The following is a 24,584-nucleotide window of genomic DNA, read 5'->3' as shown; positions in this document are numbered from 1 at the left end:
CGATTTGCTCGTCAGGACGGATACCCTGGAGGGCAGCCCGAAACGCCCCCGACTCCGAGGACCGACGCCGCCGTGTTCGATACACTCTCCGATCGCCTCTCAGCGACTTTCAAGAGCCTGCGCGGCAAGGGGCGGTTGTCCGAGGCGGACATCGACGCCACGGCCCGCGAGATCCGCATCGCGCTCCTCGAGGCCGACGTCGCCCTCCCGGTGGTCCGCGCGTTCATCAAGAACGTCAAGGAGCGCGCGCTCGGCGCCGAGGTCTCCAAGGCACTCAACCCCGCCCAGCAGGTCCTCAAGATCGTCAACGAGGAACTGGTCACCATCCTCGGCGGCGAGACCCGGCGCCTGCGGTTCGCCAAGAACCCGCCGACCGTGATCATGCTGGCCGGCCTCCAGGGCGCGGGCAAGACCACCCTCGCCGGCAAGCTCGGCCGGTGGCTGAAGGAGCAGGGGCACTCCCCGCTGCTGGTCGCCTGCGACCTCCAGCGCCCCAACGCCGTCAACCAGCTCAGCGTCGTCGCCGAGCGGGCCGGCGTCGCCGTCTACGCGCCCGAGCCGGGCAACGGCGTCGGCGACCCGGTCAAGGTCGCCAAGGACTCCATCGAGTTCGCCAAGGCCAAGGTCCACGACATCGTCATCGTCGACACCGCCGGCCGCCTCGGCATCGACGCCGAGCTGATGCGGCAGGCCGCCGACATCCGCGACGCCGTCTCGCCCGACGAGATCCTCTTCGTCGTCGACGCGATGATCGGCCAGGACGCGGTCAACACCGCCGAGGCGTTCCGCGACGGCGTCGGCTTCGACGGTGTCGTCCTCTCCAAGCTCGACGGCGACGCCCGCGGCGGCGCCGCCCTGTCGATCGCCTCGGTGACCGGCAAGCCGATCATGTTCGCCTCCAACGGCGAGAAGCTCGACGACTTCGACGCCTTCCACCCGGACCGGATGGCCTCCCGCATCCTCGACATGGGTGACCTGCTCACCCTGATCGAGCAGGCGGAGAAGACGTTCAGCCAGGAAGAGGCCGAGAAAATGGCCTCCAAGCTGGCGTCGAAGAAGGGCCAGGACTTCACCCTGGACGACTTCCTCGCCCAGATGGAGCAGGTCCGCAAGATGGGCAGCATCTCCAAGCTGCTCGGCATGCTGCCCGGCATGGGCCAGATCAAGGACCAGATCAACAACCTGGACGAGCGGGACGTCGACCGCACCGCCGCGATCATCAAGTCGATGACTCCGGGCGAGCGCCAGGACCCGACGATCATCAACGGCTCGCGGCGCGCCCGTATCGCCAAGGGCTCCGGAGTCGACGTCAGCGCCGTGAAGAACCTGGTCGAGCGGTTCTTCGAGGCCCGCAAGATGATGTCCCGCATGGCCCAGGGCGGCGGCATGCCGGGGATGCCGGGCATCCCCGGCATGGGCGGCGGCCCCGGCCGGCAGAAGAAGCAGCAGAAGAAGGCCAAGGGCAAGCAGCGCTCCGGCAACCCGATGAAGCGCAAGCAGCAGGAGCAGGAGGAGGCCGCCCGCCGCGCCGCCGCCGCGCAGAACGGCGGCGCGTTCAACCTGCCGCAGCAGGGCGGCCAGGACTTCGAGCTGCCCGACGAGTTCAAGAAGTTCATGGGCTGACGGATTCCCCGTCGGCACGTCACCGGGGGCGCCCCTCGCACGGGGGCGCCCCCGGTGACGTACACGCGACTGCGGGCGTGGCCTTCCTGTCGTAACGTCCGGATATGACCCATCCCGCTCCGCCGCGCAAGGCCCCCGAGCCGCCCTGGCGCACCGAGGGCACGCCCGACGAGCCGCCCGGGCCGCCCGGGGGCGGACGCCGGCCGCGCGGCGGCTGGTGGAGCCTGGTCCTCACCGCGCTCGTCGTCTACCTCATCGCCAACCTCGTACTGTCCTTCTTCGACGGCGGCGACGAGCCGACGATCTCCTACACGGAGTTCAGCAAGCAGGTCGACGACGGCAACGTCAGCAAGATCTACGCCAAGGGCGACGCCATCCAGGGCCAGCTCAAGAAGGCCCGGGACAACCCCGAGGGCGACGGGACCTACACCAAGTTCCAGACCGAACGGCCCACGTTCGCGGACGACCGGCTGTGGGCGGACCTGACCAAGAACGGTGTCACGGTGACCGCCGAACCGGTGGTCCAGCACCGCAGCTTCCTCGCCAACCTGCTGATCTCCCTCGCGCCGATGCTGCTCCTGGTCGTGCTGTGGGTGGTCATCGCCCGGCGGATGCGGGGCGCGCTGGGCGGCGGCGCGGGCGGCATGCTGGGCCGCAAGGCACCGCCGAAACCGGTGGAACTGGAACCGGGCAAGCAGCGCACCACCTTCGCGGACGTGGCCGGGATCGACGAGGTCGAGGGCGAGCTGAACGACGTCGTCGACTTCCTGAAGCACCCCGACGCCTACCGCCGCCTCGGCGCCAAGATGCCCCGCGGCGTACTGCTGTCCGGGCCGCCCGGCACCGGCAAGACGCTGCTCGCACGCGCCGTCGCGGGGGAGGCGGGCGTGCCGTTCTTCTCCGCCTCCGCCTCCGAGTTCATCGAGATGATCGTCGGCGTGGGCGCCTCCCGGGTGCGGGAACTGTTCGCCGAGGCCCGCAAGGTGGCCCCGTCGATCATCTTCATCGACGAGATCGACACCATCGGCCGGGCCCGCTCCGGCGGCTCCGGCGTCGGCGGTCACGACGAACGCGAACAGACCCTCAACCAGATCCTCACCGAGATGGACGGCTTCTCCGGCGCCGAGGGCGTCGTCGTCATCGCCGCCACCAACCGCGCCGACATCCTCGACCCGGCACTGACCCGCCCCGGCCGCTTCGACCGCGTCGTCACCGTCTCCCCGCCCGACCGGGGCGGCCGGGCGGCCATCCTGCGCATCCACACCCGCGAGATCCCGCTCGCCGACGACGTCGACCTCGAACAGCTCGCCGCCACCACCCCGGGCATGACCGGCGCCGAACTCGCCAACCTCGCCAACGAGGCCGCCCTGCTCGCCGTCAAGCGCCGCCAGGACCGGGTCACGGCCGCCGACCTCTCCGACGCCCTGGAAAAGGTGCAGCTCGGCGCGGAACGCCCCCTGGTGATGCCCGAGGAGGAACGCCGGCGCACCGCCTACCACGAGAGCGGGCACGCCCTGCTCGGCATGCTGCAACCGGGCGCCGACCCCGTCCGCAAGATCACCATCGTGCCCCGCGGCCGCGCGCTGGGCGTCACGCTGTCCACCCCGGACGCCGACCGGTACGCGTACACCGAGGAGTACCTGCGCGGCCGCATCATCGGCGCGCTCGGCGGCATGGCGGCCGAACACGTCGTCTACGGCGTCGTCACCACCGGCTCCGAGAGCGACCTCGAACAGGTCACCCGGCTCGCCCGCGGCATGGTCGGCCGCTGGGGCATGAGCGAACGGGTCGGCCGGCTCTCCGCCCTCCCCGACGACGCCCAGCAGGCGTACGGCCTGGCCGCCGCCCCCGGCACCCTGGACGCCATCGACGCCGAGATGCGACGGATCGTCGACGCCTGCTACGAGGAGGCGTGCCGCAAGCTGCGCGAGAACCGCGGCCGGCTCGACGCCCTCGCCGGGGCGCTGCTCGACGGCGAGACCCTCGACGAGGCCGACGCCTACCGCATCGCCGGCGTCACCCGGCTCCGCGTGGACACCCCGCGACCCTGAGCCCCGGGTCCGCGACGTCCCTCCGTCCGCCCGGAGGGCGGCTCACGCGGCGTCCGGCGCGTGCTCCCGCCGTGCCGGAGGCAGTCCCTCGCCGGGCGTGCCCCGGACTGCGTCCGGCACGGCGAGAGGGCGTGCCAGGCATCGCGGGAGGGACTTCGCGGACACGACCTGGCCCGGGAGCGCCCCGGGGCGGTGCGCCCGGCCCGGCTCAGGGCACGCGCGCGATCAGGTACCGGAAGACGTTCGGCATCCACACCGTGCCGTCCGGCCGCCGGTGCGGATGCAGCGCCTCGGTGACCTCCTTGTCCACCTGGGCCCGGTCGGTCGCGCCGATGGCCGCGTCGAACAGCCCGGTCGACAGCAGACCGCGGACCGCGCTGTCCACGTCGGCGTACCCGAAGGGGCAGGCCACCCGGCCCGAGCCGTCCGGCCGCAGCCCGGCCCGCCCGGCGACCTCCTCCAGGTCGTCGCGGTGCGCGGGACGCCAGCCGCGCGGACCGCGCAGCGGCTCGGCGAGCCGGGCGGCCACCCGCAGCACGGACGTCGTGGCGCACCGCTCCGGCGGTCCCCAGCCGGCCAGCACCACGGCCGCCCCGCGCCCGGCGAACGGCACCGCCTCGGCGAGCAGCTCACCCAGGCCCTCCGCGTCACCCGCGCGGCACCCGACCGGCTCGAAGACCGTCACCAGGCCGAACGCCGGTACGCGCGCGTGCCGCAGATCCCGCGGCGAGCCCTCGACGATCCGGGCCGCCGCGGCCGGCCGCGCGTCCCCCGACCGCGGGAGCAGCCGCTCGCGCGCGAGGTCCAGCCGCTCCGCGCAGCCGGTGTCCACACCGGTGACCACCGCGCCCCGGGAGGCCGCCATGAGCAGCGCGAGCCCGGAACCGCAGCCCAGCCCCAGCAACCGGGTGCCGGGCCCCACACCGAGCCGTGCGTAGACGGCCTCGTAGAGCGGTACGAGCATCCGCTCCTGGATCTCGGACCAGTCACGCGCGCGTGAGCCTTCCACGCGGGGTCGCGCATCCGCGCGAGGCAGGTTCTGCCGCACGAGCGTAGGAGTCATAGGTAAGCGCCCCAATCGCCGAGTAGTGCCGCTGTGCCGATGCGTCGCCCCCGTGAGTCGCGCTCGCTCTCCCCCCGTATGCCAGGTAACTCCCGGCCCGCCGTGGCGTCCAGTGGTAGGGGGCCCCGATCGGCCCGATCCCCGGGGAAGTGGCGAGAATTCACATTCCGGTAACCGGCGCCCGTACCGGGCACGGCTTCCGGTAACCGGCGCGGTACCGGGCACGGGCCGGGCGAGGCGGCCGGGGCGGTGCCGGGCGCCGGGCACCGACCCGGTAACGTCCTGTGCGTCGCACGCCTGCGGGGTGGCGTCCCCCTCCGTCGCAGGGCGGCCGAAAGGGCACTTGCGCCCGCGCGCACCCCACGCACACCGGCGCCCGGACAGGGGCTACGCGCCGACACGTACGGTGGCCTACGCACCACCTTGCGGTGAGCTGTGAGGCTTCTCCGCAGATCAGCGCACCCGCCCTCGTCGGGACGCATCAACGGAAACTGACGGGTACGAGCAAAATATTTGGGATGCCCCGGAATAGGAACACAGGGGCACCTCGGCTCGTTGTCATTACGTGAGCACGACACCACCTGTTCTCGCCGCAGAGCTGGCGCAGGCGTGGGCCGATATTCAGCGGCACCACCCCGAGCTGCCCGATCTTGCCGCCCCCGAGTCCCTGATCGGAGAGTCCTCGTCCGCCTGCGGGCACGAACTCTCCTTCGAACGACTGCTCCATGAGGCAGTCCACGGCATCGCCGCGGCGCGCGGCGTCCGCGACACATCCCGCGCCGGCCGGTACCACAACCGGCGATTCCTCGCGATCGCCGAGGAGCTGGGCCTGGACCACCCCGAGGAACCGCATCCCAGCAGCGGTTTCTCCCTGGTCACGCTGACTCCCGACGCCAAGCGCCGCTACCGCCCGACCATCGAGCGCCTCCAGCGCGCCCTGAAGGCGCACACCGCGGCGACCGCGACCGACTCCGTCCGCACCTTCCGCGGCCCGGCCGCCCGGCACGGCTCCTCCGGCGGCGGCGTACGGGTCAAGGCGGTCTGCGACTGCGGGCGCAACGTACGGGTCGTCCCCTCCGTACTGGCCCAGGCCCCGATCGTGTGCGGCGGCTGCGGCAAGCCGTTCCGGATCCCGGAGGTGGTGGGCGCGGCGGCCGGCTGAACCCCGTACGGCCGCTTCCGGCCCGGCACCCCCGGCCGGAAGCGGCCCTCGGGGTGTGGCACAATGGCTAGCTGTACTCGACAGCCGCACAGGACCCCTCTCTCCTCCGGCTGACGCGTCCGTCGGGCACTCGGGTACCGCAACCCCACGCGGCATCTCCGCCGTGCCCAACCCACGTCAATTCCAGGAGAACCCACTCCCGTGGCAGTCAAGATCAAGCTGAAGCGTCTGGGCAAGATCCGTTCGCCTCACTACCGCATCGTCGTCGCCGACTCCCGCACCCGCCGTGACGGCCGTGCGATCGAGGAGATCGGCAAGTACCACCCGACGTACAACCCGTCGGTGATGGAGGTCGACGCCGAGCGCGTGGCGTACTGGCTCGGTGTCGGCGCCCAGCCGACCGAGCCCGTGCTCGCCATCCTGAAGAAGACCGGCGACTGGCAGAAGTTCAAGGGCGAGCCCGCCCCGGCGCCGCTGCTCCAGCCGGCCGAGAAGGCGGCCCGTCCGTCCTTCGAGGCGCTCGGTGGCGACGACGAGGGCAAGGGTGAGGCCATCACCCAGAAGAAGAAGGCCGACAAGAAGGACGACGCCGCGGCCGAGTCCTCCTCGTCCGAGGCCTGAGCATGCTCGAGGAGGCTCTCGAGCACCTCGTGAAGGGCATCGTCGACAACCCCGACGATGTGCAGGTGGCCTCGCGCACCCTGCGTCGCGGTCGTGTGCTCGAGGTCCGGGTCCACCCGGACGACCTCGGCAAGGTGATCGGCCGCAACGGCCGCACCGCACGCGCCCTGCGCACCGTCGTGGGCGCCATCGGCGGTCGCGGCATCCGCGTCGACCTCGTCGACGTGGACCACGTCCGCTGACGTCACGCAGCACCGGCTCGGGCCGGGGAGGGCCACTGGGCTCTCCCCGGCCCGCAGTCGTATCCGGCCATCACCAGTCGAATCCGACATCGGGAGAACAAGCACAGTGCAGCTGGTAGTCGCTCGCATCGGCCGTGCCCACGGCATCAAGGGCGAGGTCACCGTGGAGGTCCGCACCGACGAACCGGAGCTGCGGCTCGCACCCGGCGCCGTCCTGGCCACCGACCCCGCCGCCACCGGGCCGCTCACCATCGCCACCGGCCGCGTCCACAGCGGCCGGCTCCTGCTGCGCTTCGAGGGCGTCACCGACCGCACCGGCGCAGAGGCACTGCGCAACACCCTCCTCATCGCCGACGTCGACCCCGACGAGCTGCCCGAGGAGGAGGACGAGTACTACGACCACCAGCTGATGGACCTCGACGTGGTCCTCGCCGACGGCACCGAGGTCGGCCGGATCACCGAGATCTCCCACCTGCCCACCCAGGACCTCTTCGTCGTCGAACGGCCCGACGGCAGCGAGGTGTACGTGCCGTTCGTCTCCGAGATCGTCACCGAGATCGACCTGGAGCAGCAGCGCGCCGTCATCGACCCGCCGCCCGGACTGATCGACGACCGCGCCGAGATCGCCTCCGCACGCGAGGAAGAAGCCTGATGAGGCTCGACGTCGTCACGATCTTCCCCGAGTACCTGGAACCGCTCAACGTCTCCCTGGTCGGCAAGGCACGATCCCGCGGACAGCTCGACGTCCACGTCCACGACCTGCGCACCTGGACGTACGACCGGCACAGCACCGTCGACGACACCCCCTACGGCGGCGGCCCCGGCATGGTGATGAAGACCGATCCCTGGGGCGAGGCGCTGGACACCGTCCTGGCCGACGGCTACGAGACCGGCTCCCACGCGCCCGCCCTCATCGTGCCCACGCCCAGCGGCCGGCCCTTCACCCAGGAACTCGCCGTCCACCTCTCCGAGCGCCCCTGGCTCCTCTTCACCCCCGCCCGCTACGAGGGCATCGACCGCCGCGTCATCGACGAGTACGCGACCCGGATGGACGTCTACGAGGTCTCCATCGGCGACTACGTGCTGGCCGGCGGCGAGGCCGCCGTCCTGGTCGTCACCGAGGCCGTCGCCCGGCTGCTGCCCGGCGTCCTCGGCAACGCCGAGTCCCACCGGGACGACTCCTTCGCACCCGGCGCCATGGCCGGCCTCCTCGAAGGCCCCGTCTACACCAAGCCCCCGCACTGGCGCGGACGCGAGATCCCGGACGTCCTGCTCAGCGGCCACCACGGCAGGATCGCCCGCTGGCGCCGCGACGAGGCCCTCAAGCGCACCACCACCCACCGGCCCGACCTGATCGAGGGCGCGGACCCCGCGGGCTTCGACAAGAAGGACCGGGAGATGCTCTCCATCCTGGGCTGGGAACCGGACCCCGCCGGGAAACCGTACGGCCGATTTTGGCGCAGGACACCCGGCGTGGAAGAATAGGCGGCTGTTGTGCGCCCGGCCGGCGTGCGCCCCTGCCACAGGGGGAGACGACGCCCGCCCGGCCCGCACGGCACTCACTCATCGAACACCTAGTTTCCGCTGATGACCTGTGGCATCAGCGAGGAAAGCAGACGAAATGTCCCACCTGCTCGACACCGTCGACGCCGCGTCGCTGCGCAGCGACATCCCCGCCTTCCGCCCGGGCGACACGGTCAACGTGCACGTCCGCGTCATCGAGGGCAACCGCTCCCGCGTGCAGCAGTTCAAGGGCGTCGTCATCCGCCGCCAGGGCTCCGGCGTGCGCGAGACCTTCACGGTCCGCAAGGTCTCCTTCTCCGTCGGCGTCGAGCGCACCTTCCCGGTGCACACCCCGATCGTGGAGAAGATCGAGCTCGTCACCCGCGGTGACGTCCGTCGCGCCAAGCTGTACTACCTCCGTGAGCTGCGCGGCAAGGCCGCGAAGATCAAGGAGAAGCGCGACAGCTGAGTCGCCTCGGGACCTCACGACGAGGTTCGCGCCGAGATCCACATCGGAGCCGGATAGCATCGGGCTCCGATATGGACGACGAAGCACAGCAGACGGAGCGCGACCGCTCCTCCCGCCCCTCCGGCCCCGGGTCACCCCCGGAACCGGAGCCCCGGGAGGGACGGTCGCGTTCCGCGTATCCGGGCGCGGTCGCCGCGTGGATCCCCGGCGGCTGGATCACCGTGACCCTGCTGGTCCTCCTGCTGTTCCTGCTGCTGCTCTCCGCCTTCGTGATCCAGCCCTTCCGCATCCCCAGCGGCTCCATGGAGCGCGGGCTGAGGGTCGGCGACCGGGTCGTCGTGAACAAGGTGGCGTACCGTTTCGGTGCCGGACCGCGGCGGGGCGACATCGTGGTGTTCGACGGCACCGGCACCTGGGGGGACGGTGACTACATCAAACGGGTCGTGGGGGTCGGAGGGGACCACGTGACCTGCTGCGACGACGAGGGGAGGGTCCAGGTGAACGGACGGCCGGTGGACGAGTCGGCGTTCCTGTACCCGGGCGACAGCCCCTCCACCGTCGCCTTCGACGTCGTGGTGCCGGCCGGCACCCTCTTCGTCCTCGGCGACCACCGCGCCGACTCCAGCGACTCCCGCGACCACCTCGGCTCGCCCGGCGGCGGCATGGTCCCGGTGGACGACGTGGTCGGCCGCGCCGACTGGATCGTCTGGCCCTTCGGCCACGCCACCGTCCTGGACCGGCCCGGCGCCTACGCGTCCGTACCCGCCGCGAAGGGCGCGAAGGACGCCAAGCACGCGAAGGACGCGGATGGGTAGCCGCGGCAAACCCCGGGGCACGCCCAGCAGCCCCGCGGAGAACCTCCTGCCGACCGGGTCACGGCGTACCGCAGGACCCGCCGGCGGCGCCTCCGGACGCGGACGCACCCGCGCGGAGCGGCGCAGACTCCAGCGCAAGGTCAAACGGCGCCGGCGGCGCGGCGCCGTCAAGGAGATACCCCTCCTCATCGGCGTCGCCGTGGTGATCGCCCTCGTACTGAAGACGTTCCTCGTGCAGGCGTTCGTGATCCCGTCGGGCTCGATGGAGCAGACGATCCGGATCGGCGACCGGGTCCTGGTGGACAAGCTCACCCCCTGGTTCGGCTCCGAACCGCAGCGCGGCGACGTCGTCGTCTTCCGCGACCCCGGCGGCTGGCTCCAGGACGAACAGCCCACCGGCGGCGGAGACGACCCCGTCGTCGTCAAACAGGTCAAGGAAGCACTCGTCTTCATCGGCCTGCTCCCCTCCGACGACGAGAAGGACCTGATCAAGAGGGTCGTCGGGGTCGGCGGCGACCGGGTCGAGTGCTGCGACACCCAGGGCCGCGTCACCGTCAACGGCACCCCCCTGGAAGAGGACTACCTCAACCCCGGGGACGTCCCCTCCGAGACCCGGTTCGACGTGACCGTCCCGCAGGGCCGGCTGTGGGTGATGGGCGACCACCGCTCCAACTCCGCGGACTCCCGCTACCACCAGGACACCGACTTCGGCACCGTCTCCGAGGACGAGGTGGTCGGCCGCGCCATGGTGATCGCCTGGCCGTTCGGACACTGGACCACCCTGAACGAGCCGGACACCTACGCCTCCGTGGCCGACCCGGGCGCCACGGCGTCCGCCGCCCCGGCCCCGTCGCATAGTGTGGCCCCCGAAGATTCGAACGAGATGATCCAGCTCCCGATCCCTGCGGAACTCCCGCTCGTTATGGGAGTGGTGGGCCTGCGCCGTTCGAGGGGCAGGCGGCGGCACGGAGTAAGGAGATGGCGTGGGGGATGTGGCGGTGGGCGCACGGTCCGGGCACGACGGCGAGGAGGGCCCCGGGCGCCCGGTGGACGCGGCCGGCCCGGCCGTGAACGGCGCCCCGGCCCCCGGGAGTGACGCCGGGACGGACCGGGAACGGGGCCGGGACGGAGACGGCGCGATGACAGGCGGACCCGACGGCCCCGGCGGCCCGGACGGAACAGACGGCCGGCGGCCGGGGGGCGCACCGCCCCCGCCCGCCCGGCCGGCGAGGAAACAGCGCTCCTTCTGGAAGGAACTGCCCCTCCTGATCGGCATCGCGCTCGTGCTCGCGCTGCTGATCAAGACCTTCCTGGTGCAGGCCTTCTCCATCCCGTCCGCGTCGATGCAGAACACGCTCACCATCAACGACCGCGTCCTCGTCGACAAGCTCACGCCCTGGTTCGGCTCCGAACCCGGGCGCGGCGAGATCGTCGTCTTCCACGACCCGGCCGACTGGCTGGCCGGCGAGCCGACGGCCCAGCCCAACGCCCTCCAGAAAGTCCTCAGCTGGGTCGGTCTGATGCCGTCCGCGGAGGAGAAGGACCTCATCAAGCGCGTCATCGGCGTCGGCGGCGACACCGTCGAGTGCAACGGCACCGGACCCCTCAAGGTCAACGGCAAGGCCCTGGACGAGGCGTCGTACGTCTACCAGGGCAACACCCCGTGCAGCGTCGACGACCAGGGCGGCCAGTTCAAGGTCAAGGTCCCCGAGGGCTACCTCTGGGTCATGGGCGACCACCGGCAGAACTCCCGGGACTCCCGCTACAACCAGGCCGACAAGAACAACGGCATGGTCCCGGTCAAGGAAGTCATCGGCCGCGCGATCGTCGTCGCCTGGCCGGTCAACCACTGGAGCACGCTGCCCGTCCCGGACACCTTCGACCAGGCCGGACTGAACGACCAGGCGTCGGCCGCCGGCGCCCTGTCCGTGGCACCCCAGGGACTGGCCCTCGCCGGTGCCGTGCCGTTCGTGCTGTGGCGGCGCCGGCGGAACCCGGCGGTGGGCACGCGCTGAGCGGGATGGGTTCGCGGGGCGGTGCCTTCGCGGGTGCCGGGAGCGGTGCCTTCGCGCGTACGGGCCGGTGGTTTCGCGCGTACGGGTCCACGCCTTCGCCATCGCCTTTGCCTTCGCCTTCGCGAGTACGGGGGCCGATGCCGGCGTCGGGGTCGCGGAGGTTCGGTGCGGCCGTCGGTGGCGGGACCGCCGCGTGATCTCCGGGCCGATGAGGGCTGACCAGGCAGGGTGACGCCCGGTAAGGTGCGGCCTCATGGGTGGCGAGAGCACGACTGGTACGGCCCCGCGCGGGCGCGGCGCGACCACCGGACCGGCGGCCGGCCGGACCGCCCGGCGGCTGTCCGGGCTCGCCGTCGCCCTCGGCATGGTGCTGTTCCTCGGCGGTTTCGCCTGGGGCGCCGTGCTCTACCGGCCGTACACTGTGCCGACCGACTCCATGACCCCGACCATCGGCGCCGGCGACCGGATACTCGCCCAGCGCGTCGACGGCGCCGACGTGCGCCGCGGTGACGTCGTCGTCTTCAAGGACGCCGCCTGGGCCGACGCACCCATGGTCAAGCGCGTCGTCGCGGTCGGCGGCGACACCGTCTCCTGCTGCGAGGACGGCAAGCTCGAGGTCAACGGCAAGGAGATCGACGAGCCGTACCTGCCCGCCGGGAAAGCGGCCGAGGCCAGCGGCTTCGCCGGCGTCACCGTCCCCGAGGGCCGCCTCTTCCTGCTCGGCGACGAGCGCCGCACCTCACTGGACTCCACCGCCCACCTGACCGACGCGGCCGGCGGCACGGTGGCCCGCTCCGCCGTGGACGCCCGCGTCGACGCCGTCGTCTGGCCCCTGGACGGCATGCTGCCCCGCCCGTCCGGCTTCGCGGAACTCGGCGCCCTGTCCTCCCCCGGCCCCCTGCGGCTCCTCGTCCGGGCCGTGGTCGCCGGCGTCGTCCTGATCCTGGGCGGAGCCGCCTACGCACCCCTGGCCGAGCGGGCCGCGCGCACCCGCGCCCGGAAGGGGGTCACCGGTGTCCGCTGAGACGGCACGGGCGGACGAGGACGGCCGCGCCGACCGCCCGGACAGGACCGGCGGGCCGGACGCGCACGGCGAGACGGACGGGCCGGCCGCGTCCGGCGGGCCGGACGGACTCCGCAAGGTCGCCCGGGTCGTCCTGCTCGACCCCGAGGACCGCATCCTGCTGCTCCACGGCCACGAACCGGACGACCCGGCCGACGACTGGTGGTTCACCCCGGGCGGCGGCGTCGAAGGCGACGAGACCCGCGAGGAGGCCGCCCGCAGGGAACTCACCGAGGAGACCGGCATCACCGAGATCGACCTCGGGCCCGTACTGTGGCGGCGCCGCTGCTCCTTCCCGTTCGCCGGCCGCCGCTGGGACCAGGACGAGTGGTACTACCTGGCCCGCACCACCCGGACCGAGACCGCGCCCACCGCCCTGACCGAGCTGGAGCGGCGCAGTGTGGCCGGAGCACGCTGGTGGACCTGCGGGGAACTGGCCCGGGCCCGTGAGACGGTGTATCCGACCAGACTCGCCGAGCTGCTGCGCACGCTGCTCGACGAGGGTCCACCGGCCGGGCCGGTGACCCTTGACACCGAAATCGTCTAGCGGCTCACGGACCTGGCGCACAATGGTGGGATCGCACGGCTGAAGGGGAACATGCCATGAGCGCCGAGGACCTCGAGAAGTACGAGACCGAGATGGAGCTGAAGCTCTACCGGGAGTACCGAGACGTCGTCGGTCTGTTCAAATACGTGATCGAGACCGAGCGGCGCTTCTATCTGACCAACGACTACGAGATGCAGGTGCACTCGGTCCAGGGTGAGGTGTTCTTCGAGGTGTCCATGGCGGACGCCTGGGTCTGGGACATGTACCGGCCGGCTCGTTTCGTGAAACAGGTCAGGGTTCTCACGTTCAAGGACGTGAACATCGAGGAGCTGAACAAGAACGACCTGGAGCTCCCCGGCGGATGAGCCGGCCCGGTGCCGGCCCGCCCACGAACTCACCCGCAAGAGTGACGGGGTTATCCACAACCGGTGAGTAGTCCACCGCGGCCGACGCGACCGGCCGGCCTGCGTGACCGTGAGCGCCGGAGGTGGTGCCCACATGAACGCACGAAGCGCCATGGGCAAGTACGGCGAGACCCTCGCCGCCCGCAGGCTGGCCGAAGCCGGAATGACCGTCCTGGAGCGCAACTGGCGCTGCGGCAGGACCGGCGAGATCGACATCGTCGCCCAGGACGGCGACACCCTCGTCGTCTGCGAGGTCAAGACCCGCAGGGCAGGTCCGTTCGAGCACCCGATGGCCGCGGTGACCCCGGAGAAGGCCGAGCGGCTCCGTGACCTCGCCCAGCGCTGGACCCAGACCCACGGCGGAACACCGCCCGGCGGTGTCCGCATCGACCTCGTCGGCGTGCTCCTGCCGCGACGCGGCGCACCCGTCGTGGAACACGCGCGGGGGGTGGCGTGATGGCGTTCGCCCGCACCTGCTCGGTGGCCCTCGCCGGAGTCGAAGGAGTCGTCGTCGAGGTCCAGGCCGACCTGGAACCCGGCGTCGCGGCCTTCACCCTGGTCGGCCTGCCCGACAAGAGCCTCACCGAGAGCCGGGACCGGGTCAGGGCCGCCGTGGTCAACTCCGGCGTGCAGTGGCCGCAGAAGAAACTGACCGTGGGCCTCAGCCCGGCATCCGTGCCCAAGAGCGGCAGCGGCTTCGACATGGCCGTCGCCGCGGCCGTCCTCGGCGCAGCCGAGCGGATCGACCCCCGGGTGCTCGCCGACATCGTCATGATCGGGGAACTCGGCCTCGACGGCCGGGTACGGCCCGTACGGGGCATCCTCCCGGCGGTGCTGGCCGCAGCCGACGCCGGATACGAACAGGTGGTCGTGCCCGAGAGCGCCGCCGCCGAGGCGTCCCTGGTGCCCGGCGTCTCCGTGCTCGGCGTCCGCAGCCTGCGCCAGCTCATCGCCGTACTCGCCGACGAACCCGTACCCGAAGAGGAACCCGACCAGCAGGGCCGTCCCGACCCACTGCTGGCCGGACTGCGCGTCCCCGGCACCGGCGCGGCCACCGGCATGCCCGGCGCGGCCGCCTACGACCCCGGACACGACCTCGCCGACGTCGTGGGCCAGCCGGCGGCCCGCACAGCCGCCGAGGTCGCCGCGGCCGGCGGCCACCACCTGTTCCTGGAAGGCCCGCCCGGCGCCGGCAAGACCATGCTCGCCGAGCGGCTGCCCGCCCTCCTGCCCCGGCTCACCCGCCAGGAATCCCTGGAGGTCACGGCCGTGCACTCGGTCGCCGGCCTGCTGCCCCCCGGCAGGCCCCTCATCGACACCGCCCCCTACTGCGCACCCCACCACTCCGCGACCATGCAGTCACTGGTCGGCGGCGGCCCCGGCATCGCGCGACCCGGAGCCGTCTCCCTCTCCCACCGAGGCGTCCTCTTCCTGGACGAGACCCCGGAATTCAGCGGCCAGGCCCTCGACGCCCTCCGGCAGCCACTGGAGAACGGCCACGTCGTCATCGCACGCAGCGCCGGCGTCGTCCGCTTCCCCGCCCGGTTCCTGATGGTCCTCGCCGCCAACCCCTGCCCGTGCGGACGCTTCTCCCTGAGGGACCACCTCTGCGAGTGCTCACCCGCCGCGATCCGCCGCTACCAGTCCCGGCTCTCCGGCCCCCTGCTCGACCGCGTCGACCTCCGGGTCGAGGTCGACCGCGTCACCCGCACCGAACTGGCCGCCTGCGGCACACCCGGCGAATCCACCGCCACCGTCGCCGACCGGGTGCGCGCGGCACGGGAACGCGCCGCCGCCCGGCTCGCCGGCACCCCCTGGCGCACCAACAGCGAAATCCCCGGACGCGAACTGCGCAGCCGCTGGTACGCCGTACCGGGCGCACTCGACGAAGCCGAACGCAGCCTCGACCGCGGCGCCCTCACCGCCCGCGGCCTCGACCGGGTGCTGCGCGTCGCCTGGACCGTCGCCGACCTCACCGGCCACGACCGGCCGGACGCCGGGGACGTCGCCCTGGCCCTGCACCTGCGCACCGGGGTACCGCGCGGCACGCCCATGACGATCGGGGCGATGACGTGAGCGCGGAGGAGGAGAAGGGCGGCCCGGCGGCCCAGGCGCCGGCCCGGGCACCGACCGGGCCGGACGGCGCGGGGCGACTCGGGGGAGCGCGGGGGTGGACCGGGGGAGAGGCGGGGCGGACCGAGGAAGAAGCAGGGCGGACCGAGGAAGAGGCGGACGAGGCGCTGCTCGACCGCGTCTTCCTCACCCGCGTCATCGAACCCGGCGACGAGACCGGCGGGCGGTGGATCAGGGAATACGGCACACGAGAGGTGGTCCGCCGGCTGACCTGCGACGGACCCCCGCCGCCGGGCACGACCGAGCGGCGCTGGGCCGGACTGCGAGCCCGCGCCGAGCGGGCCGACCCCGTCCGGGACCTGGACACCGCGCGGGCCGCGGGCGTGCGGTTCGTGGCACCGGGCAGCCCCGAATGGCCCGGACAGCTCGACGACCTGGGGGACGCCCGGCCCCTCGGGCTGTGGGTCCGCGGCCGGGCCAGCCTGCGGATGTGGGCCCTGAGATCCGTCGCCCTGGTCGGCGCCCGCGCCTGCACCGCGTACGGGGCGCACATGGCGGCCGGACTCGCCGCCGACCTCGCCGAGCGCGGCTGGGTCGTGGTCTCCGGCGGCGCCTACGGGGTGGACGGCGCCGCCCACCGGGGCGCCCTCGGAGCCGGCGGGGCCACCGTCGCCGTCCTCGCCTGCGGCGTCGACCGGCCCTACCCCCGCGGCCACACCGAGCTGATCAGGAGAATCGCGGACCAGGGCCTGGTGGTCGGGGAACTGCCACCCGGCGAGCACCCGACACCCAGCAGGTTCATCCTCCGCAACCGGGTGATCGCCGCGCTGACCCGCGGCACGGCCGTCGTGGAGGCCGCCCACCGCAGCGGCTCCCTCGTCACCGCACGGGCCGCCCGCCGCCTGGGCCGGCACGTGATGGGCGTGCCCGGCCCGGCCACCAGCGCCCTCTCCGCCGGAGTCCACGAACTGCTGCGCGCCGACGCCGTCCTCGTCACCGACGCCGCGGAGATCGTCGAGCTGGTCGGCGACATCGGCGAACTGGCCCCGGACCGGCGCGGCCCCGTCCTCCCCACCGACCTCCTCGAACCCGGCGCCCGGCAGGTCCTGGCAGCCCTGCCGGGGCGCGGCAGCGCGACACCCGCCGGGATCGCACGCCGCGCACAGACCTCACAGGACGACGCCATCGCGAGGCTGTACGAGCTTCGAGCACTCGGTTACGTCGAACGACACGACGACGGCTGGAAGTTGACACGCCAGGCGATGATCTCGACCCGCACGGCCCACGACCCATGCTGACCGAGCGTGTTCGGCCGTCCGGGGGAACCCCTACGCCCTTGGGAATTCCCGCAGTTGAGGTATTCGAGTGATCACACAGAGCGATCGGCGGGTATCGGGAGAGCGTCCGACGGAACGTATCTGCGCACCCTTCGACGCCCTCTCTTCGCACACCGCGACAGTCCAGTCACGCTACGCTCACGAAGACCCCCGTGAAGACCCCGCGCAGACAGGCACCATCCAGACACCGGACCGACAGTCCGCAGACGGCACCAGAACACGGCAGAACGGCACAAGGCGACGAATGCCCCAGCACACCTCCGGGCCCGGACGGGCGGCGGTCCCCCCAGCCGCCCGCGACGGTGGCAGCGTGCGGCCGCCCGCCCCCTCGACGCTCGACGAGCTGTGGCGGTCGTACAAGACGACGGGGGACGAACGGCTGCGGGAACAGCTGATCCTGCACTACTCGCCCCTGGTGAAGTACGTGGCGGGCCGGGTGAGCGTGGGTCTGCCGCCCAACGTCGAACAGGCGGACTTCGTGTCGTCCGGAGTGTTCGGGCTGATCGACGCGATCGAGAAGTTCGACCTCGGCCGCGAGATCAAGTTCGAGACGTACGCGATCACCCGCATCCGGGGCGCCATGATCGACGAACTGCGGGCCCTGGACTGGATCCCGCGCTCCGTCCGGCAGAAGGCCCGCAGCGTGGAACGCGCCTACGCCACCCTGGAGGCACGCCTGCGCCGTACCCCCACGGAAGGGGAGGTCGCCGACGAGATGGGCATCGCCGTCGAGGAACTGCACGCGGTCTTCAGCCAGTTGTCCCTGGCCAACGTGGTGGCGCTGGAAGAACTGCTGCACGCCGGCGGAGACGGCGGCGGTGACCGGCTCAGCCTCATGGACACCCTGGAGGACACCGCCGCCGACAATCCGGTGGAGGTGGCCGAGGACCGGGAACTGCGCCGCTTCCTCGCCCGCGCGATCAACACCCTCCCGGAACGCGAGAAGACCGTCGTCACGCTCTACTACTACGAAGGGCTCACCCTGGCCGAGATCGGCCACGTGCTCGGGGTGACCGAGAGCCGGGTCAGCCAGATCCACACCAAGTCCGTACTGCAACTGCGGGCGAAGCTGGCCGGATTCGGACGCTGACCCCCGTCCCGCCGACCGAGGCCCGCCGGGGCGCCGAGGAGCCGTCCCGGACAGCCGTCCCGGGACGGCGTCTCCCGTCCGGGGCGACGCGTCCGTACAGTGGTTGACGTGCCAAGGATTCGAGCGGCCTCTGTGGCCGAGCACCGGTCGATGCAGCGTGCCGCCCTGCTGGACGCGGCACGCTCCCTGCTGTCCGAAGGCGGGACGGAGGCACTGACCTTCCCCGCCCTCGCCGAGCGGACGGGCCTCGCGCGGTCCTCCGTGTACGAGTACTTCCGGTCGCGCGCCGCGGTCGTGGAAGAACTCTGCGCGGTCGACTTCCCGGTCTGGGCGGCCGAGGTGGAAGCCGCCATGGCCGCGGCCGACCGGCCGGAGGACCAGGTCGAAGCCTACGTACGCAAGCAACTGGAACTGGTCGGCGACCGGCGGCACCGCGCCGTCGTCGCCATCTCCGCCAGCGAACTGGACGCCGGCGCCCGGGAGAAGATCCGGGCCGCCCACGGCGGACTGGTGGCCATGATCGTCGAAGCGCTCGGAGCCATGGGACACGACCAGCCACGGCTGGCGGCGATGCTGCTCCAGGGCGTCGTCGACGCGGCGGTACGGCGGATCGAACTGGGCGCGGCGGAGGACCCGACCGTGATCACCGAGGCGGCGGTGTCGATGGTGCTGCGGGGGGTGGGGGGCTGAGGGAGGCGGGACCGGGCGTCGGGGAGCTTCCTCGGGGGAGGGTCCCTCCCCCTCCCCCTCCCCCCACCCACCCCTCCCCGCCACCCGCCCCACCCCAGCCGTCAGCGCACAGGCCCGCCCCGCCACCCCTCCCGGTCACCCCGAACCGGCCGTCCGCACCGCCCGCCGGCCGTCCACCGGCCGTCCGCACCGTCCGCCGGCCGTTCCCACCCCCTACCGGGCGTCTCCCCCCCTCCTCCCACCCGCTCCGGCCGCCCCCCGTCATGGCAGTGGAACCCCCAGCACCGGCAGCAGCCGGGGTGGGGCGCCCCCGAGGAGCCAGGGCGGGAGCAGGGACAGGGGGTTCAGGTAGGCGCTGCCGCTGCGCAGGCCCCAGTGGAGGCAGCCGTCCGGGCAGTGGGCGGCGGAGGGCTCCAGGGTGCCGACCGGGGTGCCGGGGTTCACCGTGTCGCCCTTCCGGACGGAGGCCCGTACCGGCTCGTAGGTCGTGCGCAGGGGTGGGTCGGTGCCCGTGTCCGCCAGTTCCACCGAGATCACGCCCCGGCCCGCCACCCGGCCGGCGAAGGTCACCCGGCCCGCCGCCACCGCCCGTACCGCCGTCCCCGGCGCGGCGGCCAGGTCCACTCCGCGGTGGCCCGGTCCGTAGGGCGTCGCCGGTGGGGACCAGCCCCGCAGGACGGTGGGCCGTCCCGCGAGCGGCCAGGTCCGGGCGACGGCCGGGACCAGCGGGTCGGAGGCCGCGGCCGGCCGTGGCGGGGGGTGTGGCGGCACGGGGGCCGGGATGAGCGCCGGCAGCAGCGCGGCCGGCACCAGCAGCGCCGGCCAGGCGCGCACTCGTATCCCGGTGCGGCGCCGTGCCGCGCGGCGCCGGTGCGGTTCCGTACGTGACGGTCGTCGTCGTGGCTGTTCTCGCATGGGGGAACCGTGCCGCGGAGGGGCCTGTGCCTGCTCGGGGCTGTGGACAACTCGCGGGTTGTGGATATCGGCGTCACCCGGTGCTCTCCGGGTCCCGTACACTTCTGGTGGCGACCCGGGTCACCGGGTCGACTTCGCACGCCCCGGCGCGAGACAGCACCACGTCTTGCGTCAGCGCCCCTCGGTCCTCAGTGGCACGGCGCAAGCGGGCGTCAGGCGCGGGAGCCGTCCGGTTCCCGCGGCACAACCGAGAACTTCAAGGAGATACGGCCATGGCCGTCGTCACGATGCGGGAGCTGCTGGAGAGCGGCGTCCACTTCGGTCACCAGACCCGTCGCTGGAACCCGAAGATGAAGCGCTTCATCTTCACCGAGCGCAACGGCATCTACATCATCGACCTGCTCCAGTCGCTGTCGTACATCGACCGCGCCTACGAGTTCGTCAAGGAGACCGTCGCCCACGGCGGCACGGTCATGTTCGTCGGCACGAAGAAGCAGGCGCAGGAGGCCATCGCCGAGCAGGCCACCCGCGTCGGCATGCCCTACGTCAACCAGCGCTGGCTGGGCGGCATGCTCACCAACTTCTCGACCGTCTACAAGCGTCTGCAGCGCCTCAAGGAGCTCGAGCAGATCGACTTCGAGGACGTCGCCGCGTCCGGTCTGACCAAGAAGGAGCTTCTCGTGCTCTCGCGCGAGAAGGCCAAGCTGGAGAAGACCCTCGGTGGTATCCGCGAGATGTCCAAGGTTCCCAGCGCCGTCTGGATCGTGGACACCAAGAAGGAGCACATCGCCGTTGGTGAGGCCCGGAAGCTGAACATTCCGGTCGTCGCGATCCTCGACACCAACTGCGACCCCGACGAGGTCGACTACAAGATCCCGGGCAACGACGACGCGATCCGCTCCGTCACCCTGCTCACCCGTGTGATCGCGGACGCGGTCGCCGAGGGCCTCATCGCCCGCTCCGGTGTCGCCACCGAGGGCAAGGGCGAGAAGGCCGCGGGCGAGCCGCTGGCCGAGTGGGAGCGCGACCTGCTCGAGGGCGAGAAGAAGGCCGAGGAGACCCCGGCCGCCGCCGAGGCCGAGGCCGAGAAGCCCGCCGAGGCCCCCGCCGCCGAGGAGGCGCCGGCTGCCGAGGCCGCCGCCGAGGCTCCGGCCGCCGAGGCCCCCGCCGCGGACGCCGAGCAGGCCTGACCCCTCACACCCTTCGGGTTCTGGACGGCGGGGGCCCACGAAGCCCCCGCCGTTTCGGCCCGTAGATCTTCAGACTTCGAGAGAGATTCCTGAATCATGGCGAACTACACCGCCGCCGACGTCAAGAAGCTCCGTGAGCTCACGGGCGCCGGCATGATGGACTGCAAGAAGGCGCTGGACGAGGCCGAGGGCAACGTCGAGAAGGCCGTCGAGGCGCTCCGCATCAAGGGCCAGAAGGGCGTCGCCAAGCGCGAGGGCCGCTCCGCCGAGAACGGCGCCGTGGTCTCGATCATCGCCGACGACAACTCCTCCGGTGTCATCGTCGAGCTGAAGTGCGAGACGGACTTCGTCGCCAAGGGCGAGAAGTTCCAGGCCGTCGCCACCACGATCGCCGAGCACGTCGCCAAGACCTCCCCGGCCGACCTCGACGCGCTGCTCGCCTCCGAGATCGAGGCCGGCAAGACCGTCCAGGCGTACGTCGACGAGGCCAACGCCAACCTCGGCGAGAAGATCGTCCTGGACCGCTTCGCGCAGTTCGCCGACGGCTACGTCACCGCCTACATGCACCGCACGATGCCCGACCTGCCCCCGCAGATCGGTGTCCTCGTCGAGCTCGACAAGCCGAACGCCGAGATCGCCAAGGGCGTCGCCCAGCACATCGCCGCCTTCGCGCCGAAGTACCTCTCCAAGGAGGACGTGCCGGCCGAGGTCGTCGAGTCCGAGCGTCGCATCGCCGAGGAGACCACCCGCGCCGAGGGCAAGCCCGAGGCCGCCCTGCCGAAGATCGTCGAGGGCCGCCTCAACGGCTTCTTCAAGGACGCCACGCTCCTCGGCCAGCCGTACGCGCTGGACAACAAGAAGTCCGTCCAGAAGGTCCTGGACGAGGCCGGTGTCACCCTGAAGCGCTTCTCGCGCATCAAGGTCGGCATCTGAGTCCGCACCGCGACGGACACCCGGCCCCGGTAGGGTCGGCAGCAGTCGTCCGCGCACCCGCGCGTCGCGGACGACAGCAGATCTGACGAGGAGGCCATTGCCGCGCAGGGATGAGAACCACCCCCCGGCAATGGCCTCCTTCGTATGTGTGACCCACGTAAAAGAGGCGAGATCTCCATGACCACCAAGGCCGAGAAGAGCGACGACGGCAAAGTAAGCGGCCGGTTTCTGCTGAAGCTGTCCGGAGAGGCCTTCTCCGGCGGCGGGGGCCTGGGCGTCGACCCCGACGTGGTGCACGCCATCGCGCGCGAGATCGCGGCCGTCGTCCGGGACGGCGCGCAGATCGCGATCGTCATCGGCGGCGGGAACTTCTTCCGCGGCGCCGAACTGCAGGTGCGCGGCATGGACCGGGCCCGCTCCGACTACATGGGCATGCTCGGCACCGTCATGAACTGCCTCGCCCTCCAGGACTTCCTGGAGAAGGAGGGCGTCGACTGCCGCGTGCAGACCGCCATCACCATGGGCCAGGTCGCCGAGCCCTACATCCCGCTGCGCGCCGTGCGCCACCTGGAGAAGGGGCGCGTGGTCATCTTCGGCGCCGGCATGGGCATGCCGTACTTCTCCACCGACACCACCGCCGCGCAGCGCGCCCTGGAGATCGACGCCGAGGCGCTGCTGATGGGCAAGAACGGCGTGGACGGGGTCTACGACTCCGACCCGAAGACCAACCCGGACGCGGTGAAGTTCGACGCCCTCGGGTACGGCGAGGTCATCACCCGGGACCTGAAGGTCGCCGACGCCACGGCGGTCACGCTCTGCCGTGACAACAAGCTGCCCATCGTGGTCTTCGAGCTCCTGAAGGAGGGCAATATCGCCCGCGCCGTCAAGGGTGAGAAGATCGGCACGCTCGTGGGGGACCAGAACAGCCGTGACTGACCCCCTGGCCGGGGGATGGACAATGTCCTGCCGGTCGGGAACCGTGCAGGAAGAAGACGCGACGCAGCCGGCCGCCACCCCTCGCGGGGGAACAGCGGCCGGGCCTACTCAAGACACGCAGGAGCAAGTGGTGATCGAAGAGAGCCTCCTCGAAGCCGAGGAGAAGATGGAGAAGGCCGTCGTGGTCGCCAAGGAGGACTTCGCCGCGATCCGCACCGGCCGTGCGCACCCGGCGATGTTCAACAAGATCGTGGCCGACTACTACGGCGCGCCGACGCCGATCAATCAGCTGGCCTCGTTCTCCGTGCCCGAGCCGCGGATGGCCGTGGTCACGCCGTTCGACAAGACCGCCCTGCGCAACATCGAGCAGGCGATCCGTGACTCCGACCTCGGTGTCAACCCGAGCAACGACGGCAACATCATCCGCGTGACGTTCCCCGAACTGACCGAGGAGCGCCGCCGCGAGTACATCAAGGTCGCCAGGAGCAAGGGCGAGGACGCCAAGGTCTCCATCCGTTCCGTGCGCCGCAAGGCCAAGGACGCCATCGACAAGCTCGTCAAGGACGGCGAGGTCGGCGAGGACGAGGGCCGCCGCGCGGAGAAGGAACTCGACGACACCACCGCGAAGTACGTCGCCCAGGTGGACGAGCTCCTCAAGCACAAGGAAGCGGAGCTGCTCGAGGTCTGATGAACGACTCTTCCTGGGGGGCGCCGCCACAAGCCGGGTACTGGGGCCCGTCCGAGCAGGGACCTGTCCAGGGGGCTGCCCCGGCGGGTCCCGCGTACGATGCGCCGTACGCGCAGCAGACTCGCCCCATGCCCATCGTGCCCGACGTACCCGACTTCGGCGGAGACCAGGATGAGGGGCGGGGGGCCGCTCCGCGGGGCGGACCCCCGTTCCGAGACGAGACCTCGCCGGCGCGGCCGCAGCCGTACGCGGCCGTGCCGGGGAATCCGGAGCCCATGCACGACGCCCCGCAGCCGGCGCCCCCGCCGCAGAAGAAGACCGCGGGGCGCGACCTGGGTGCCGCCATAGGGGTCGGGGTCGGGCTCGGCGTGGTCATCATCGCGTCGCTGTTCGTGGTCAAGGCCGTCTTCGTCGGCGTGATCGTCGTCGCCGTCGTGGTCGGGCTGTGGGAGCTGACCAAGCGGCTGGAGGAGCGCAAGGGCATCCGCGCGCCGCTCGTCCCGCTCGCGGTCGGCGGTGCGGCCATGATCGTCGCCGGTTACGCGCGGGGCGCCGACGGGGCGTGGGTCGCCATGGCGCTGACGGCGCTCGCGGTCCTCGTCTGGCGGATGGCACAGCCGCCGCAGGACTACCTGCGGGACGTCACGGCGGGCGTCTTCGCCGCGTTCTACGTGCCGTTCCTGGCCACGTTCGTCGCCATGATGCTGGCCGCGGACGACGGGCCGTGGCGGGTGCTGGTCTTCCTGATACTGACCGTCGTCAGCGACACCGGCGCGTACGCCGTCGGCTGGCGCTTCGGCAAGAAGAAGCTGGCCCCGCGGATCAGCCCCGGCAAGACCCGCGAGGGCCTGGTCGGCGCGGTGACGTTCGCGATGGCCGCCGGCGCGCTGTGCACGCAGTTCCTCATCGACGACGGCGCCTGGTGGCAGGGCCTCCTCCTGGGCCTGGCCGTCGCCGTCAGCGCCACGCTGGGCGACCTCGGCGAGTCGATGATCAAGCGCGACCTCGGCATCAAGGACATGGGCACCCTGCTCCCGGGCCACGGCGGCATCATGGACCGCCTGGACTCCCTGCTGCCGACGGCACCGGTGGTCTGGCTCCTACTGGTGATCTTCGTGGGGTCGGGCTGACCGTCCCCCAGCGCTCGACGGGCC

The 24,584-nt window shown here is 72.0% G+C and carries 26 protein-coding genes; 24 read left to right on the top strand and 2 right to left on the bottom strand.

Annotated features, from left to right (window positions below):
* Window positions 1–72: 72 nt before the first annotated feature.
* Window positions 73–1,623 carry a signal recognition particle protein gene (ffh, locus tag Sdagh_RS12145; RefSeq protein ID WP_189419681.1) on the top strand — a complete coding sequence of 517 codons (1,551 nt, stop codon included), beginning with the start codon at window positions 73–75 and terminating at the stop codon, window positions 1,621–1,623.
* A gap of 104 nt (window positions 1,624–1,727) precedes the next feature.
* Entirely contained in the window at window positions 1,728–3,674 is a 1,947-nt protein-coding gene (ftsH, locus tag Sdagh_RS12140; protein WP_190077414.1) for an ATP-dependent zinc metalloprotease FtsH, read from the top strand.
* A 208-nt stretch (window positions 3,675–3,882) separates the two neighbouring features.
* Here the strand turns inward: ftsH and Sdagh_RS12135 are convergent, their stop codons facing one another.
* Entirely contained in the window at window positions 3,883–4,737 is an 855-nt protein-coding gene (locus tag Sdagh_RS12135) for an SAM-dependent methyltransferase (protein WP_190077413.1), read from the bottom strand.
* 565 nt (window positions 4,738–5,302) lie between these two features.
* Between Sdagh_RS12135 and Sdagh_RS12130 the strand changes: the two genes are divergently transcribed.
* The 17 genes from Sdagh_RS12130 (at window position 5,303) to Sdagh_RS12050 (ending at window position 18,768) form a co-directional block, all read left to right on the top strand.
* On the top strand, window positions 5,303–5,899 hold the full coding sequence (locus tag Sdagh_RS12130; protein ID WP_189419674.1) for a hypothetical protein: 597 nt from the start codon (window positions 5,303–5,305) through the stop codon (window positions 5,897–5,899).
* Between the two features lie 201 nt (window positions 5,900–6,100).
* Complete coding sequence (rpsP, locus tag Sdagh_RS12125) at window positions 6,101–6,520, top strand: 30S ribosomal protein S16 (protein ID WP_189419672.1); 420 nt, start codon at window positions 6,101–6,103, stop codon at window positions 6,518–6,520.
* Between the two features lie 2 nt (window positions 6,521–6,522).
* Entirely contained in the window at window positions 6,523–6,762 is a 240-nt protein-coding gene (locus Sdagh_RS12120; protein ID WP_189419670.1) for an RNA-binding protein, read from the top strand.
* Window positions 6,763–6,868: 106 nt separating this feature from the next.
* The gene (rimM, locus tag Sdagh_RS12115; RefSeq protein WP_189419668.1) at window positions 6,869–7,414 is read left to right on the top strand and encodes a ribosome maturation factor RimM; all 546 of its coding nucleotides are present in this window, start codon (window positions 6,869–6,871) and stop codon (window positions 7,412–7,414) included.
* The gene (trmD, locus tag Sdagh_RS12110; RefSeq protein ID WP_189419666.1) at window positions 7,414–8,247 is read left to right on the top strand and encodes a tRNA (guanosine(37)-N1)-methyltransferase TrmD; all 834 of its coding nucleotides are present in this window, start codon (window positions 7,414–7,416) and stop codon (window positions 8,245–8,247) included. The genes rimM and trmD overlap by 1 nt, the downstream gene beginning before the upstream one ends.
* Before the next feature lie 136 nt (window positions 8,248–8,383).
* Window positions 8,384–8,734, top strand: a complete 351-nt coding sequence (gene rplS / locus Sdagh_RS12105; RefSeq protein WP_020942488.1) for a 50S ribosomal protein L19 — start codon at window positions 8,384–8,386, stop codon at window positions 8,732–8,734.
* A gap of 71 nt (window positions 8,735–8,805) precedes the next feature.
* The gene (lepB, locus tag Sdagh_RS12100) at window positions 8,806–9,549 is read left to right on the top strand and encodes a signal peptidase I (RefSeq protein ID WP_189419664.1); all 744 of its coding nucleotides are present in this window, start codon (window positions 8,806–8,808) and stop codon (window positions 9,547–9,549) included.
* On the top strand, window positions 9,542–10,645 hold the full coding sequence (lepB, locus tag Sdagh_RS12095; RefSeq protein WP_189419662.1) for a signal peptidase I: 1,104 nt from the start codon (window positions 9,542–9,544) through the stop codon (window positions 10,643–10,645). The genes lepB (Sdagh_RS12100) and lepB (Sdagh_RS12095) overlap by 8 nt, the downstream gene beginning before the upstream one ends.
* Window positions 10,533–11,564, top strand: coding sequence for a signal peptidase I (gene lepB / locus Sdagh_RS12090; RefSeq protein WP_189419660.1), 1,032 nt, complete (start codon window positions 10,533–10,535; stop codon window positions 11,562–11,564). The genes lepB (Sdagh_RS12095) and lepB (Sdagh_RS12090) overlap by 113 nt, the downstream gene beginning before the upstream one ends.
* A 253-nt stretch (window positions 11,565–11,817) precedes the next feature.
* Window positions 11,818–12,588 carry a signal peptidase I gene (lepB, locus tag Sdagh_RS12085; RefSeq protein ID WP_190077412.1) on the top strand — a complete coding sequence of 257 codons (771 nt, stop codon included), beginning with the start codon at window positions 11,818–11,820 and terminating at the stop codon, window positions 12,586–12,588.
* Window positions 12,578–13,174 (top strand): NUDIX hydrolase, encoded by a 597-nt coding sequence (locus Sdagh_RS12080; protein WP_226535070.1) that lies wholly within the window; start codon window positions 12,578–12,580, stop codon window positions 13,172–13,174. The genes lepB (Sdagh_RS12085) and Sdagh_RS12080 overlap by 11 nt, the downstream gene beginning before the upstream one ends.
* Window positions 13,175–13,230: 56 nt before the next feature.
* Window positions 13,231–13,539: a DUF2469 domain-containing protein gene (locus Sdagh_RS12075; protein ID WP_069765426.1), complete on the top strand. Its 309-nt coding sequence runs from the start codon at window positions 13,231–13,233 to the stop codon at window positions 13,537–13,539.
* 133 nt (window positions 13,540–13,672) lie between these two features.
* The gene (locus Sdagh_RS12070; RefSeq protein WP_189419656.1) at window positions 13,673–14,035 is read left to right on the top strand and encodes a YraN family protein; all 363 of its coding nucleotides are present in this window, start codon (window positions 13,673–13,675) and stop codon (window positions 14,033–14,035) included.
* Window positions 14,035–15,654 carry a YifB family Mg chelatase-like AAA ATPase gene (locus Sdagh_RS12065; RefSeq protein WP_189419653.1) on the top strand — a complete coding sequence of 540 codons (1,620 nt, stop codon included), beginning with the start codon at window positions 14,035–14,037 and terminating at the stop codon, window positions 15,652–15,654. The genes Sdagh_RS12070 and Sdagh_RS12065 overlap by 1 nt, the downstream gene beginning before the upstream one ends.
* Window positions 15,655–15,818: 164 nt before the next feature.
* The gene (gene dprA / locus Sdagh_RS12060; protein ID WP_190077467.1) at window positions 15,819–16,949 is read left to right on the top strand and encodes a DNA-processing protein DprA; all 1,131 of its coding nucleotides are present in this window, start codon (window positions 15,819–15,821) and stop codon (window positions 16,947–16,949) included.
* Window positions 16,950–17,232: 283 nt separating this feature from the next.
* Complete coding sequence (gene whiG, locus Sdagh_RS12055; RefSeq protein ID WP_189419651.1) at window positions 17,233–18,078, top strand: RNA polymerase sigma factor WhiG; 846 nt, start codon at window positions 17,233–17,235, stop codon at window positions 18,076–18,078.
* A gap of 132 nt (window positions 18,079–18,210) precedes the next feature.
* On the top strand, window positions 18,211–18,768 hold the full coding sequence (locus tag Sdagh_RS12050) for a TetR/AcrR family transcriptional regulator (RefSeq protein ID WP_190011762.1): 558 nt from the start codon (window positions 18,211–18,213) through the stop codon (window positions 18,766–18,768).
* Window positions 18,769–19,029: 261 nt separating this feature from the next.
* On the opposite strand, the gene Sdagh_RS12045 is transcribed toward Sdagh_RS12050, so the two are convergent.
* Complete coding sequence (locus tag Sdagh_RS12045) at window positions 19,030–19,602, bottom strand: murein hydrolase activator EnvC family protein (protein ID WP_372478442.1); 573 nt, start codon at window positions 19,600–19,602, stop codon at window positions 19,030–19,032.
* 353 nt (window positions 19,603–19,955) lie between these two features.
* Here Sdagh_RS12045 and rpsB point away from each other — a divergent pair, with 353 nt between their 5' ends.
* From rpsB to Sdagh_RS12020, 5 genes are all read left to right on the top strand, one after another.
* Window positions 19,956–20,873: a 30S ribosomal protein S2 gene (gene rpsB, locus Sdagh_RS12040; protein WP_189419647.1), complete on the top strand. Its 918-nt coding sequence runs from the start codon at window positions 19,956–19,958 to the stop codon at window positions 20,871–20,873.
* A gap of 96 nt (window positions 20,874–20,969) precedes the next feature.
* Entirely contained in the window at window positions 20,970–21,806 is an 837-nt protein-coding gene (gene tsf / locus Sdagh_RS12035; protein WP_189419645.1) for a translation elongation factor Ts, read from the top strand.
* Between the two features lie 177 nt (window positions 21,807–21,983).
* Window positions 21,984–22,742 carry a UMP kinase gene (gene pyrH / locus Sdagh_RS12030; protein ID WP_189419643.1) on the top strand — a complete coding sequence of 253 codons (759 nt, stop codon included), beginning with the start codon at window positions 21,984–21,986 and terminating at the stop codon, window positions 22,740–22,742.
* Window positions 22,743–22,872: 130 nt separating this feature from the next.
* The gene (gene frr / locus Sdagh_RS12025) at window positions 22,873–23,430 is read left to right on the top strand and encodes a ribosome recycling factor (protein ID WP_189419641.1); all 558 of its coding nucleotides are present in this window, start codon (window positions 22,873–22,875) and stop codon (window positions 23,428–23,430) included.
* Window positions 23,430–24,560 (top strand): phosphatidate cytidylyltransferase, encoded by a 1,131-nt coding sequence (locus tag Sdagh_RS12020; RefSeq protein WP_189419639.1) that lies wholly within the window; start codon window positions 23,430–23,432, stop codon window positions 24,558–24,560. Before frr ends, Sdagh_RS12020 begins: the two co-directional genes overlap by 1 nt.
* The last annotated feature ends 24 nt before the right edge of the window (window positions 24,561–24,584 follow it).

The organism is Streptomyces daghestanicus, from assembly GCF_020521275.1.
Lineage (GTDB): Bacteria > Actinomycetota > Actinomycetes > Streptomycetales > Streptomycetaceae > Streptomyces > Streptomyces griseoviridis.
Note: the sequence above shows the minus strand (reverse complement) of the source record. Positions and strands in the feature narration are given on the sequence as shown.

Excerpts from the sequence above, each read along its gene's own strand:
- ftsH (WP_190077414.1), top strand. The coding sequence starts at position 1,728 with ATGACCCATCCCGCTCCGCCGCGCAAGGCCCCCGAGCCGCCCTGGCGC.
- Sdagh_RS12135 (WP_190077413.1), bottom strand. The coding sequence starts at position 4,737 with ATGACTCCTACGCTCGTGCGGCAGAACCTGCCTCGCGCGGATGCGCGA.
- Sdagh_RS12120 (WP_189419670.1), top strand. The coding sequence starts at position 6,523 with ATGCTCGAGGAGGCTCTCGAGCACCTCGTGAAGGGCATCGTCGACAAC.
- trmD (WP_189419666.1), top strand. The coding sequence starts at position 7,414 with ATGAGGCTCGACGTCGTCACGATCTTCCCCGAGTACCTGGAACCGCTC.
- rplS (WP_020942488.1), top strand. The coding sequence starts at position 8,384 with ATGTCCCACCTGCTCGACACCGTCGACGCCGCGTCGCTGCGCAGCGAC.
- lepB (WP_189419664.1), top strand. The coding sequence starts at position 8,806 with ATGGACGACGAAGCACAGCAGACGGAGCGCGACCGCTCCTCCCGCCCC.
- lepB (WP_189419662.1), top strand. The coding sequence starts at position 9,542 with ATGGGTAGCCGCGGCAAACCCCGGGGCACGCCCAGCAGCCCCGCGGAG.
- lepB (WP_190077412.1), top strand. The coding sequence starts at position 11,818 with ATGGGTGGCGAGAGCACGACTGGTACGGCCCCGCGCGGGCGCGGCGCG.
- Sdagh_RS12075 (WP_069765426.1), top strand. The coding sequence starts at position 13,231 with ATGAGCGCCGAGGACCTCGAGAAGTACGAGACCGAGATGGAGCTGAAG.
- Sdagh_RS12070 (WP_189419656.1), top strand. The coding sequence starts at position 13,673 with ATGAACGCACGAAGCGCCATGGGCAAGTACGGCGAGACCCTCGCCGCC.
- Sdagh_RS12065 (WP_189419653.1), top strand. The coding sequence starts at position 14,035 with ATGGCGTTCGCCCGCACCTGCTCGGTGGCCCTCGCCGGAGTCGAAGGA.
- whiG (WP_189419651.1), top strand. The coding sequence starts at position 17,233 with ATGCCCCAGCACACCTCCGGGCCCGGACGGGCGGCGGTCCCCCCAGCC.
- rpsB (WP_189419647.1), top strand. The coding sequence starts at position 19,956 with ATGGCCGTCGTCACGATGCGGGAGCTGCTGGAGAGCGGCGTCCACTTC.
- tsf (WP_189419645.1), top strand. The coding sequence starts at position 20,970 with ATGGCGAACTACACCGCCGCCGACGTCAAGAAGCTCCGTGAGCTCACG.
- pyrH (WP_189419643.1), top strand. The coding sequence starts at position 21,984 with ATGACCACCAAGGCCGAGAAGAGCGACGACGGCAAAGTAAGCGGCCGG.
- Sdagh_RS12020 (WP_189419639.1), top strand. The coding sequence starts at position 23,430 with ATGAACGACTCTTCCTGGGGGGCGCCGCCACAAGCCGGGTACTGGGGC.